Below are 12,750 nucleotides of genomic sequence, written 5' to 3'. Positions count from 1 at the left end.
ACGATTGCCAAGACTGCTCGCTGGCTAACTATCACGGTCACAGCAGACCCTGCTTGCTGATTTCCAGCAAGGTGAAATACCCGTTGTACTCGCCCGGCAGCCACCCGCCTGTATCAATATGATGGACATTGCCAAGTGTCATAACCGTAGGATGGCAATTGTGACCCACGATGACGTGATCGACGCCAGCCACCCGCGTCACGTCTTTGCACTCGAATCGATCACGCGCCCACATGGCACGCTGGCGATGCGCCTTGGAATCAAAATAGCTTTCCAGATCGCTCCAGTTTCGGCACGGTACATCGGCATGGACAATACCGATCCGCCCGTTTGCTGTCGCTACCTCTATGGCCATGGGCAGAAGCTCCAGCCTGGCCACCAGCATTTCCCGATCGTCAGGGTCTTTCTCAATAAACCAGCCGCCGCCGTTGAGTCGGTAATTGTCCTCATCCATCCGGCCAATGCGATGATAGCGGATGGCATAATCGTCATGATTGCCGCAAACCGGAAAAAACCAGCCAGTGTCAATCAGATTAATCACCTGTTCGTTTTCAGTGCCGCGATCGACCAGATCACCCACCGAGAAAAGCCGATCTTTACCTGTATCGAACGCTATGGCCTTTAACGCCTGCATCAGCTTTGTATAGTGGCCGTGGATGTCGCCGACAACGAAATCGCGGCCAGCACTGTTTAAATCGAACTTGTGTACGTATGCCATTTACTTTGCTCCGCCACACTCGCCATCAGGAGTCATCCCGAGGCCGGCCTGTTCATACAAAAAAGGGGCAATGCTCTATTTTTTATTGTTTTTTTTACTTCTGATCGCGTACCAACAGGGAATCGCAATCATGACTACCGCGCTAAGTATTGCAAAAGCGATTTCTGTACCTTCGGTATCGGACGGGGAAAAGTAAAAAAGAGAAGCACATACGGCAGCCGCGCTGAAGGCGAACACCGAGGCAACGATCTGGCGTACGTAAAGTGGTTCCTTCTCCTTGCCTGACGGCGCAAAAAAGAAGGCCACGACTGTAGCGGCCACCATCAATATCCCAATCAGCTGGGCCCACACATCCATGACAATCCCCGTATTCATTCATCACTTGCCCATTATACGGTACCCAGCGCAGACATACAGGCCCGCAGCGGCGGCTGATACACCCTGGCACGACGCACTTTCAATAGCAGCAAAACCTGTTGTCCATTCGTCTTGCCAAAATCCATTGCCCTACTTGACACGCGTTAGTACACCGGCGCCTTCATTGGTATCCAATGGCCTGCTCAAAACGCTCAATTGCTCTTCATCCCTCGCTTGCCGCGTCTTCCTGAACCTGACACCAAACAACCCATCGCCTTCATTCTTCTTGTCCACACTCAGGCGCAACAGCGTATGCAATCCTGACTTTCCCCATGGTCCAGTTACCGTGAAGCGATGTTCCCACTGCACAGCCGCGAAGCACACACCCCTGCCAGTTAATGGCCGTATACGGGCTACTGCGTCGCTTCAAACGCCTCATGAAAAGACACCTGGCCACAGGGTATCTCTCCAGCAAAAGCCAATGCCTGGAAATACCTGGCTGGTGCGTGGGCGTACAGCAAAGAGCAATTGGCCTTGAAACCAAAACGGCCATAGAATTGCGGATCTCCTAACACCACACAGCCGCGTGCACCCGAGCGTTGCAGTTGGTCAAGCCCCAAACGGATTAACTGGGTTCCGACACCCTGCCCTTGCCACTGAGGAAGCACGCTGACTGGCCCCAGACCATACCAGCCCGACGCGCCCGAGGAGATACTGACTGGTGATATAGCGATATGGCCGACTATCGTGCCTTCATAGAGCGCCACCAAGGATATCGCCAGCTGGTTGGTTCGCCTTAAGGCATTGACAATAAACTGTTCCGTATGGCTGGCGAACTGCTCTGGCGCAAATGCAGTTTTGGTTACCCATGCAATGGCATCGATGTCGTCGGGTTGCTCGCTACGAATGGTTATATTCAACATGGTTTTGCCGAGATAGTGAACTGGACGGGCCAGAAGATAAAAATCAAACCATAGCCGATGGCATGGCAAGATGCAATAAAAAAAAACGGCAACCGCCCAGCAGCCGGTACGCTTTACATGCACGCCGGCGTCTCGGTCAAGGACCATGACTCCCTTACATTCCCAGGCCTGAGGGAGTATTCAATCGAGCACAAATGCGTTTAATCGATGGTTGTTTTATATAAACAGCTTTTTATTTACCCAGCTTATTCATGGCAACAATAAATTTATCCATGTCGCTATCACGAGTGAAAAGCGCTGGCGACACGCGGATAGCGTCACCGTTATGAATACCGCCACGGCGCACCGTAAGAATACCGTGCTGGTCACGCAACGTCTTTACCAAGCCATCATTCTGTAGCTTGTCGCGTGCATTACCAAACCGAAAGGAGGTAATGCCAGCATGCAGGCGAGCATCATCGGGCGTCAATATATGGACCGATTTGTTGCTCCGCAACGCGTCAACCCAGTAATCGCGTAAATAGGTCAGCCTTTGCTGCTTGGCCTTTGCCGATATTTTCTGATGCAATTGCAGTGCGACGGGAACAGTGAGCAAGGCGGCAAAATTGGTGGTGCCGGTGTGTACGCGCGAGCGGATATCATCTGACTCATAATCTTCATCGGCATAATCCGGATCGATATCCATCAGGCGTTTTTTTGCAATATACATAAAGCCTACGCCTACTGGCGCCGATATCCACTTGTGAAGATTAAAGCCCACGAAGTCGGTGCTTAAATCTTTCACATTGAAATCTATTTGCCCCCATGAATGAGCCGCATCTACAATAACGTCCACGCCCTGAGCCCGGGCCATCTGAGCGATTTCGGCGACAGGAATGACCAGTCCCGTCCGGTGAGAAAGATGCGTCAGTAAAAGCAGCTTTAACTTCGGTGTGCTTAAAATTTTCTCGTAGGTTTCAAGAATATTTTCTCGAGTAGCAGGTTCTGGAATGTTGAATGTCTTTACCCGTGCGCCACGTCGTTGCTGTAGCCAATTCATTGCATACTGCATTGAGTCGTAATCGAGATCGCTATAGGCAACAACATCGCCCGGCTGCAGCGCATTATAGCCAGTGATCAATTTTTGCAGAGCTTCGGTTGCGCCTCGTGTCAGTGCAATTTCCGAGACGTCCGCGCCGACAGCCCGTGCCACCTGCTCGCGCACTTTTTCCAGGGCGCCACTGAACTGGGCACGCGCATAAATGGTGTTATTGGTATTGATGAAATCGGTATTTTCTTGGTAAGCGGCAAGTACCGGTTGCGGCATGGCCCCCCAGTATCCATTTTCCAGGTTGGTTATCTCCCGGTTGACGGCATAAAGTTCCTGTATATCCTTCCATGCAGCATCTGACGCAGAAAGTGGAGCGCTGATCGGGCTCGCACTGTTGTGTGCCTGCAAAACACTCGGAATCAACGAAAGCGCCGTACTGGCCAGAGAGCCAAAAACCATCTGGCGCCGGGAAATATTTAACATGATGTTTGCTTTACTCAGTTATAAAAAATAAAGCGATCATCATAAGAAGAGTCTATTGCTACCTCATGACAGCGCAATGGCCGGCTGTGTATCCAGACATTTCAGATGGCATAGCTATGCGAAGCGCCCAACATTTTATCGCACCCCCCTGGCAATGCCCTGCCCGCCTGATAGTGGCAATCGCGGGGATCGACGGCAACGCGCGTGCCGTCAACACAGTCCAATGTAGTTGAGCGGATCAACCAACCAGCGCTTGCCGCAGATTCAATAGCATCACAATGCCAGGTTAAGGCCGCTTTCATCCGCCCTTAATCGATCTGCTTGTCGGCGAAGTTCGGCAAGAAAATCGCCGAGCACGGGGTGCGAGTCACGTTCTCGATATACCGCCCCCACCGGGCCGAAGCCGGCAGTCAACGGCAAAGCATGCACCAACCCCAGGCGATGCAAATGGGCACCCAACGAAGCTGAACACACTGCAACATAATCAGTTTGCCTGAGAACCGTTTCAATAATGATAATGGACGCGGTTTCCAGGCGCGGACGCACACCTGCCCCACCGTTTTCCAGCAATACGGTGTCCAGGCGGTTTCGCATGAGCGTATTTTTTTCAGGCATGATCCAGGGATAGGGCACCAGATCCGACCACAGCGGCTTCGCTTTTTGACGTATTGGGTGCTGCAAGCCGACAATCGCCACAATCCGGTCTTCGAACAGTACTTCATGGGCCAGACCGGCCGCATAGGCCCTTGCATCTATGGAACCGACAACAATATCGAGTTCCCTGGCCTCCAGCCGCTCGAGCAACAACGAAAAAGCGCCCTCTGTCATATGAATCGCAATTTGTGGGACCTGCATCTGAAAGCTACAGATTGAATTGGGAATCAGATGAGCCAGCCCCGCCGTTACGCTTCCCACATGAAGACTGGCTGGCGCACCCTGGGCCAGCAATTCGAGTTCATCCTGGGTTCTGGCAATATCTCCTAGCAACCGGGTTGCCAGACGCAGCAAAACCTCCCCCTCCGGCGTAAACCTGATCCGGCGGCCGCGCACAACCAGCCGCACGCCAAGCAATGTCTCAAGTTCGTTCAGCCAGTGAGACATTGCCGATTGCGTCATATGCAATGCACGGGCAGCCTCGGACAATGTCCCGGCATTTCTGAGAATAAGAAAATATTCCAGATGTCGTACCTTGAGGCGGCGCGCCCAGGCCAAACTATTTGCACTTGATATATGAGTATTCACTCATGTTCCATCCATAAAATTTCATAGAAATATGCGGTATTTTTATGCTTTCAACTATATACAATAGGCGGAATTACAAAATATTCGATAAGGCATAAACATGAGAGTTTACTCCAGTCTACACAAACTGATCCCCACTGCTCTGCTGCTGGCCTGCCTAGGCCAGGCGCATGCCGCAGATGAATTTCCGCAACGTGCGATAAAAATTATTGTTTCTCAGCAAGCTGGCGGCGGTACAGACAATCTTGCACGCATGTGGGCAGAAAGCGTTGGGAAAACGCTCAACGTACCCGTTGTCGTAGAGAACAAACCCGGTGCGGGTGGCGTGATCGCAGCCAAGGCCGTCTTGTCCCAGCCAGCCAATGGGTATACGCTGTTTTTGGCCGGCGTCTCCCAAATGGTGCTCAATAAATTCGTTTATAAACCCCTGTCCTATTCTCCTGAAAACGACTTCGCCGGCGTTGGCATGCTCACCACAGTACCGTTTGTCCTGGTAGCAAGCCCGCAATCAGGTTTCAACAATTACGATGATTTACAAAAAGCGGCCAAATCAGACCCTGAAAAAATTACTTTTGCGTCCTCTGGCAATGGCAATTCCACACACCTTGTTGTGGAAATGCTGATGAAGCAGGCGGGTTTTAAAATGCTGCATATCCCTTACCGTGGCGAACCAGACAGTATCGTTTCCACCGTCGGTGGAAACACCCAGATTGTGGCGCCTGTCTTAAGCAGCGCCCTGCCCTTGATCAAGGAAGGCAAGCTCAAACCCCTTCTGGTTTTCAATGACAGTCGTGTTCCCGAACTTCCGGACGTGCCTACCGCGGGGGAATTAGGCTTAAAGGGGTTTGAAAACATCGGATGGAGCGCTGTGGCTGTCAAGGCGGGCACACCCGAGGCAGTAATAAAGAAACTGCACGCGGCAACACAGACTTTCCTGAATGACCCGGCAGCCCAGGAGAAATTTGCCGCAGTTCAGGTCCGGGCAATGCCTGGTCCATCGTCCGCTTTGATTGACTTCACTGTTCGCGATACTGCCAAATGGCAACAAGCCGTGGGCGACCTGAATCTGAACGTCAAATAATCAGGAATGACAAATGAATAGACATGGCATGGTAGTCTGCCCCCAACCCGAGGCAGCAGAATCAGGCATTGAAATCCTGCAAGCAGGAGGCAACGCGGTAGATGCCGCAGTAGCCTGCGCTTTTTCCCAGACTGTGGTTGATCCCTTGATGTGTGGTATTGCCGGGTTTGGCACGGCAGCGCTTTACCTGCCTGGCAAGCAAACCCATGAGTATATGGATTTTCATGCGCCCGCACCGGGCCTGGCTCGGGCCGATATGTGGGAACATCTCCTGCAGGGCGAAGCGCGCGACGGATTTGGTTTTTCAATCAAGGGACGACTCAATGATCTGGGAGCGCAATCGATCGGTGTACCGGGCACATTGCTGGGCCTGAAGCGCATGCACGAACGCCATGGTCGCCTGCCCTGGCGCGACGTGATTGCGCCGGCGATCGAATGGGCGCGCGGCGGCTACTTTGTTCGTCCGGCCATGTATGCCTTCTGGATCGACGAGCCCCTGGCTGGCCGGGCAGCCAATAGTGAGCGGCTGGCGTTGACGCAATCCGGACGTGATTTATATTGCCGCACCGACGGCTCGCCCAAAACCATTGGAACACCGCTGTACAACCCGGATTATGCAGCAACGCTAGAGCTGATCGCGCGCGATGGCGCAGATACGTTCTATCGCGGCGACATAGCGCAGCAAATGATCGCTGACCTGACCAATCAGGGCGGGATTCTATCACTGGAAGATCTGTCTGCTTACGAGCCGACCTTGAACCGACCGCTGGTCGGCACTTACCGGGATCGTCGTATCACAACCAATCAGCCACCTGGAGGCGGCGCAATGCTCATCGAAATGCTCAACATCATCGAGCATTTCGATTTACCCGGTTATAAACATAACAGCGCCGACTATATACAACTGGTCTGCGAGGCAATGAAACAGGCTACGGTTGACAAAGACCGCCATATCGCAGACCCGGCATTTGTCGACGTCCCCCTGGATAAAATGCTATCCAAGTCATATGCCGCCGCAATTGCACAGATGATCCGCGCTGGACAAAAGGTCGACGTACCCCGATTTAACGATGCGATTGCACCACCGAAAGACACCACGCATTTATCTGTCGTCGATGCCGATGGCAATTGTGTGGCGATCACGCATTCACTGGGTATGCCCTCTGGCGTTATCACACCAGGACTCGGATTTATATATAACGGCTGCATGGGGGTGTTTGACCCACGTCCAGGTCGTGCGGGCAGTATTGCTCCGGGAAAATCACGCTTTACTTCTTCCTGCCCCAGTATTGTTTTTAAAAACGACAAACCGGAAATCATACTGGGTGCGCCAGGCGGCACCCAAATCGTGATGGGCGTTCTGCAAACCATTCTGAACGTCGTCGACTTTGATATGCCTATTGACGCCGCGGTTTCGGCTGCCCGGTTCTCGTCAACCAGCAATATCGTGGACATATCAAATCGTATCCCGCGATCAGTGAGCCGTGCAGTAGAGGCGATGGGCTATCAGGTGGCAAGAAACCCATTTGGACACACCATAGCCTGGGTTCATGCCATTCATATCGACCAGAGCGGTGCATTATCTGGTGCGGCAGACCCGGGGCGAGATGGGGTTGCCTATAGCCTTTGATCCGTTCTGTGGCCACGCCTCCTGCCCTAGGGGGCCTGGCATGGAACCATCAGTTCTTGGATCTTTTGCCTAGCCATCAAGTCCGTTTATGGACGTAACATGACTATGAGTCGCCTAGCTATCCGTTTATGCGATATACCAGGCGAAAACCTCATAAACAACGAATAGCTTCAAACTCGACCGTCTATCACTCTAGCATGAAAATATCCCAATGCAATTTTCCACAACAACCTGCGCATGGCTATCAGCTGCCCTAGTGACGAACGTATTAAACTATTTCTTACATTATTCTGAATAAAAATTGATTTACATCAATAATTGCAGTTGTGGTTGTAATACACTTTAAGAACATCCCCGGCATTCACTGACGGGGGCGCCTTTTTTCTGTTCGTGGGAGGTATATGATGAGCAAAACTATTTTAGTCCCAATCGATGGATCGAAAAATGCGAGCAAAGCCCTGGACTGGGCCATCTCGATGGCCAAAATGGCCGGCCTCAAACTGCTTGTGGTCAATGCGCAGCCAAGTTTTCAGACGGTACACGCCAAGGCGCTGTTCAATCATGAAGATATTGAACAGTATCAGCAGCAGTTGTTCAACGAAGTGACTGAACCGGCGCGAGCCTCGCTGCAGCAGTCTGAGGTACAACATGAAGTCAAACTGCTGATTGGCGACGCCAAAAACTGCATTGTTCAGGAAATTACCGATAGGCAGAACAGCAACTCACCGGTAGAAATGATTGTGATGGGCTCGCGCGGTACGAACCCATTGTTCTCAGGACTGCTCGGCAGCGTCAGCTACGCTGTCATCCATTCTGCTATTTGTCCGGTAACCATCATTCCACACGACTAGGACGACAAATTACAATCCCAGTTGGCTTAAGCCCGGGTGGTCATCGGGGCGTCTTCCCAGTGGCCACCGGAACTTGCGATCGCTTTGGCCAATGGGCAGATCGTTGATGGAAGCATGGCGCTGCAACATCAATCCGTTATCATCAAATTCCCAGTTTTCATTGCCATACGATCGAAACCACTGCCCCGAGTCATCGTGCCATTCGTAGGCAAACCGCACGGCGATGCGCGCGTCATCGAAAGCCCATAATTCCTTGATCAGCCGGTATTCCAGCTCCCTGACCCATTTTCGCGTCAGAAAAGAAACAATCTGGTCCCTGCCGTTGACAAACTCCGCCCGGTTCCGCCATGAGCTATCTACCGTATAGGCAAGAGATACACGCTGCGGATCGCGTGAATTCCAGCCGTCTTCGGCCAGACGCACTTTCTGCACGGCTGCTTCAAATGTAAACGGCGGTACCGGCTGGCGTATTTCAGGTGTCATTTCCATAAACAATTTCCCTTATTTTGTGTAGAGTAAGATCAATGGCTACGTCTGGCAAAGTTATTTTTCGGCACTGCAATACATTCCGGGCATACCCACATATCCTGGCAACGCCTGTATCCGCCCAACCCACTGCCGCAACGCCGGATAAGGCTCCAGGCTGACCTGCCCTTCAGGCGACAATGCGATGTATGGATATACAGCAATATCGGCAATGGTGATATGGTCGCCGACAAGCCAGCCTGAAGCCTGAAGCTGCTGCTCAACAATACCATAAAGCCTTTCGGTGATCTGCCGGGCCGCAACAATATCCAGTTGCCGGCCAAACTTGTAGTGCAAGCGCAGGTCATTGGGCCCGCGCGCAACTTCATTGGCCGCGGTGGACAGCCACGCCATGATCTGCCCCATGGCGTTGGAGTCATCTGCCGCAAGCCAGCCCTGATCTCCGTACTGTTTTGCGAGATAAACCAGAATCGCCTGGCTATCACGCAAAACCACATCGCCATCAACCAGCACCGGTACCTGCCCAAACAGGTTCATTTGCAGAAACTGCGCCGACTTATGTTCACCGTCTATGACGTTGACTGGACAATTGTGATATGGAACCTCCAGCAGGGACAAAAGCAGACGTACTTTGTGGCAATTGCCTGAAGCGGCAAGATCATAGAGCGTAATCATTTAGGTTCCTTTATCGTGTTCATGGCAGCAAACTCATCTTCGGTGAAGCGCGCCGTAATATGTTGCGGACAGTTAAAATCCAGTGCCTGTACTGTAATGATGTATCCGCGCTCAACCCGGGCGCGATAGGCGGGCATATGCAGGCGGGCCAGCAGTTCCGGTTCATCACCAGCGTGAATGATTCGCGCGCGGCCCCATATCTTCAAGCGCCGACGACGAGCAAAATCCATGACAATAAGCATGACGCGATCGTCGTGCATCAGATTACCGGCCGAAATATATTGCCGGTTGCCGGCGTAGTCAGCAAACCCCAAAGTATGATCATCCAGGATTTTCAAAAACCCCTTGGGGCCACCTCTATGCTGCACGTAAGGCCAGCCGTTTGCGCCAACGCTCGACATAAAGAAGGTATCAATGTCGGGTATAAACGCCCGCTCCTGCTCAGTAATTTCATTGCGCTGTTGCGGATCTTCTTCGAACAGGCTATTTCTTTGGCGACTACCGTACCGCTCCTGCGCTGCACGGACAGCGGGTGTGAAAGTGATGGTTGAAAATGCGCGTGACATGGATGCTCGCTCCGGTTGGTTTGTCTGGACTTGGGGGCCACCAGGTTGTGCTGCGTACACCGTCACTATGCTGTATTTCTTTATATAGAAGAATAGTTGTACAATACATTTCACTCTTGCATATAGCGGAATAATATATGGATCGTCTGCGAGCCATGTCTATCTTTGTGTCGGTAGCGCAAGCCGAAAGCTTTTCTGCTGCCGCCCGCAGCCTGGGAATGTCAGCGCCAGCTGTCACTCGCGCCATTTCCGAACTGGAAACGCATCTGGGCGTGCGTTTGCTTACCCGCACGACACGTATCGTCAGGACCACCGACGCGGGTGTCCGTTATCTTGAAGACGCGCGCCGGGTGATTGCCGAAGCTGACGAAGCAGACGAGGCAGTATCGGGCATCACTGCCGAACCGCAAGGACGCCTGGCGATTACCGCGCCCGCCCTGTTTGGTCGAATGTTTGTAACACCAATTGTCGTGCGCTATTTGCGCCGCTACCCAGCTGTAAATGTGACCTCGCTGTTTGTAGACCGGGTAGTCAATCTGATCGAAGAAGGCTTGGACGCAGGCCTGCGCATTGGTCATCTTCCCGATTCGAGCATGAAAGCCATCCGAGTCGGCCAGGTTCGTACCGTGGTGTGCGCCTCCCCTGCATACCTGGCTGCCCATGGTGTACCGGGTACGCCCGATCAATTGCACTCCCATACCATTATTACAACCAGCGGTATTTCACCTGTTCCGGAATGGCGCTTCGTTCATCAGGACAAGACCAGTGCCGTTCGCATGACACCGCGACTGACACTCACCACAAATGATGCAGCGATCGAAGCCGTTCTGGCCGGGTTCGGGATTACGCGGTTGCTGTCGTATCAGATAGCACCCTACCTTGCTTGCGGAAAACTGGAAATCGTACTGCACGATTATGAACCAGCGCCCTTGCCTATCCATGTCATTCACCGTGAAAACCGGCAGGCGGCAGCCAAAGTTCGAACATTCGTCGACATGGCTGTGAGCAGCTTGCGCGCAGACGCTGCACTTGCTTATCGAGCTTGACGCTTGAATCGTCGTTATGCCTGGCCCGGCCATAGAAACGAACCAGGAGCAACGTTTAATCACCGCCGCCACTTCATGACACTTGCATTAAAAAAATAGCACGCCGAGACTTTTGTGTGGAAGATAGTATTTGGTACCCAAAAATTCAGGCCCAACTCCCTTTGTACGGCGCTACCTATCCCTTCCATAGGTAGAATATGGCAGAACAGCACAGGCCAATAGCATCTGCAATACATGATTAACCGCGTTGAACCCTGCCCGGGCAAGGGGCTTGCGCCATGAACTGAAGGGCAATACCTTTTTCCGGACTGCCGCGTTGCGGCGCCAGCCATTGAGGCAAATAGGCAAGACTTGGTACTGAGTACGGCCAACCTGAGTTTTTTATCATCTGACAGATAATTGTACAAATGTAGAGGGATATATGAATACGCTTGAAAACGAAGTCATCCGGGTGATATCCAAACCAACAGGCATTCCTGTCGCGGACAATTTCCGACTGGAAAAGCAGCCGGTACCTGAACTTGATGCCGGACAAATACGGGTGCGCAACGAATGGTTGTCGGTTGATCCGGCGATGCGTGGCTGGCTGGCCGATGCCAATAACTACGCAAGTGTGAATGTCGGTGACGTGATGCGTTCGCTTTGCGTAGGAACGGTCGTCGAATCCTCCGTATCAACAGTCAGCAAGGGCGAGCGCTTGATGGGCTGGTTCGGCTGGCAATCGTACGCCACGGTCAAACCCGAGGCGATTGTCCAGAAAATAACCGCCAGTGATCTTCCCCCATCCCTGTATCTGGGTGTATTGGGATTGAACGGCATCACGGCTGCCACTGCGCTGGACAAACTGGGCTCCCCCAAACCAGGGGACACCGTCGTGGTGTCCACCGCTGCCGGCGGCGTGGGCTCTTGCGTGGGGCAACTTGCCAAAAGCATGGGCTGTCGTACAGTAGGCTTGACCAGTTCACCTGAAAAAGCCAAAGCGTGTTATGAAGCATTTGGCTACGATCATGTCATCAACTACAAGACCGACGATATTGATCAGGCCATCAAAAATGCCTGCCCAGAGGGTGTGGATGTCTATTTTGATAACACGGCGGGCACCATTTCAGACGCAGTCATGCAGCATCTGGCTATCGGCGCTCGTGTGATTGTCTGCGGAACAGCCTCAATCCCGAGCTGGGATCCACCGCCCATGGGCCCTCGCGTAAACCGTATTCTGCTGACCCGTCGGGCCCGAATGCAGGGTTTCATCCTGTTCGACCACAAGGACACCTATGCTTCATACGTTGAGCAGCTCGAACAGCTGGTCAGGGCAAAAAAATTAACTTACCGTGAACACATTACCGATGGTCTGCACACGGCGCCCGACGCCATTGCGCAACTGTATCGGGGCGAGAACCTGGGTAAGCGACTGATTCGCATCTAATACGTAATAAATCAACTCGTGATACACGAGCCGGCGCATATACTTGCAAATGTAATACCTGTAAGGCAGTGCTTTGGCTCGCGGTCGCGTTGCGATTTCACAGCGCCTGGTCCAGGAGCATACGAATCAGGCATTGCATTGATGGCACGGCAAAGAAATTTACTCGCAAGCAATGCCGGTCACTGCTATATTGCTGTATACAGGATATAGATTGGCAGACGGTCAATTACCGAGAT

13 protein-coding genes are annotated in these 12,750 nt (G+C 52.5%); 5 read left to right on the top strand and 8 right to left on the bottom strand.

From position 1 onward, the window contains the following. Positions 1-37: 37 nt before the first annotated feature. From EV681_RS19930 to EV681_RS19910, 5 genes are all read right to left on the bottom strand, one after another. Positions 38-718, bottom strand: coding sequence for a metallophosphoesterase (locus EV681_RS19930; RefSeq protein ID WP_130304939.1), 681 nt, complete (start codon positions 716-718; stop codon positions 38-40). Between the two features lie 75 nt (positions 719-793). Continuing rightward, the gene (locus EV681_RS19925; protein WP_130304938.1) at positions 794-1,075 is read right to left on the bottom strand and encodes a hypothetical protein; all 282 of its coding nucleotides are present in this window, start codon (positions 1,073-1,075) and stop codon (positions 794-796) included. Between the two features lie 413 nt (positions 1,076-1,488). Continuing rightward, positions 1,489-1,998, bottom strand: coding sequence for a GNAT family N-acetyltransferase (locus tag EV681_RS19920; protein WP_207227114.1), 510 nt, complete (start codon positions 1,996-1,998; stop codon positions 1,489-1,491). A gap of 232 nt (positions 1,999-2,230) precedes the next feature. Beyond that, positions 2,231-3,511: an aminotransferase class V-fold PLP-dependent enzyme gene (locus EV681_RS19915; RefSeq protein ID WP_130304937.1), complete on the bottom strand. Its 1,281-nt coding sequence runs from the start codon at positions 3,509-3,511 to the stop codon at positions 2,231-2,233. Between the two features lie 273 nt (positions 3,512-3,784). Next, positions 3,785-4,753, bottom strand: coding sequence for a LysR substrate-binding domain-containing protein (locus EV681_RS19910; protein ID WP_242612331.1), 969 nt, complete (start codon positions 4,751-4,753; stop codon positions 3,785-3,787). Between the two features lie 100 nt (positions 4,754-4,853). Here EV681_RS19910 and EV681_RS19905 point away from each other — a divergent pair, with 100 nt between their 5' ends. From EV681_RS19905 to EV681_RS19895, 3 genes are all read left to right on the top strand, one after another. Then, positions 4,854-5,834: a Bug family tripartite tricarboxylate transporter substrate binding protein gene (locus EV681_RS19905; protein WP_128396253.1), complete on the top strand. Its 981-nt coding sequence runs from the start codon at positions 4,854-4,856 to the stop codon at positions 5,832-5,834. A gap of 13 nt (positions 5,835-5,847) precedes the next feature. After that, positions 5,848-7,464 carry a gamma-glutamyltransferase gene (ggt, locus tag EV681_RS19900; protein ID WP_130304936.1) on the top strand — a complete coding sequence of 539 codons (1,617 nt, stop codon included), beginning with the start codon at positions 5,848-5,850 and terminating at the stop codon, positions 7,462-7,464. Positions 7,465-7,868: 404 nt separating this feature from the next. After that, positions 7,869-8,315 carry a universal stress protein gene (locus tag EV681_RS19895; protein ID WP_242612330.1) on the top strand — a complete coding sequence of 149 codons (447 nt, stop codon included), beginning with the start codon at positions 7,869-7,871 and terminating at the stop codon, positions 8,313-8,315. A gap of 9 nt (positions 8,316-8,324) precedes the next feature. Here EV681_RS19895 and EV681_RS19890 read toward each other — a convergent pair whose 3' ends face one another. From EV681_RS19890 to EV681_RS19880, 3 genes are read right to left on the bottom strand one after another with little or no spacing between them, the layout of a single operon-like run. Next, positions 8,325-8,804: a nuclear transport factor 2 family protein gene (locus EV681_RS19890; protein WP_128396247.1), complete on the bottom strand. Its 480-nt coding sequence runs from the start codon at positions 8,802-8,804 to the stop codon at positions 8,325-8,327. Between the two features lie 54 nt (positions 8,805-8,858). Further along, entirely contained in the window at positions 8,859-9,476 is a 618-nt protein-coding gene (locus EV681_RS19885) for a glutathione S-transferase family protein (RefSeq protein WP_130304935.1), read from the bottom strand. Next, complete coding sequence (locus EV681_RS19880; protein ID WP_130304934.1) at positions 9,473-10,042, bottom strand: pyridoxamine 5'-phosphate oxidase family protein; 570 nt, start codon at positions 10,040-10,042, stop codon at positions 9,473-9,475. Before EV681_RS19880 ends, EV681_RS19885 begins: the two co-directional genes overlap by 4 nt. A gap of 137 nt (positions 10,043-10,179) precedes the next feature. Between EV681_RS19880 and EV681_RS19875 the strand changes: the two genes are divergently transcribed. Next, a complete protein-coding gene (locus EV681_RS19875; protein WP_130304933.1) occupies positions 10,180-11,088 on the top strand; it encodes a LysR family transcriptional regulator in 909 nt (302 codons plus the stop codon). Between the two features lie 421 nt (positions 11,089-11,509). Continuing rightward, entirely contained in the window at positions 11,510-12,514 is a 1,005-nt protein-coding gene (locus EV681_RS19870; protein ID WP_130304932.1) for an NADP-dependent oxidoreductase, read from the top strand. Positions 12,515-12,750 lie beyond the last annotated feature (236 nt).

Origin of the sequence: Advenella incenata (assembly GCF_004217095.1) — a bacterium.
In the GTDB taxonomy this organism is placed as follows: domain Bacteria; phylum Pseudomonadota; class Gammaproteobacteria; order Burkholderiales; family Burkholderiaceae_B; genus Advenella; species Advenella incenata.
This window is presented reverse-complemented; position numbering and strand designations above follow the sequence as displayed.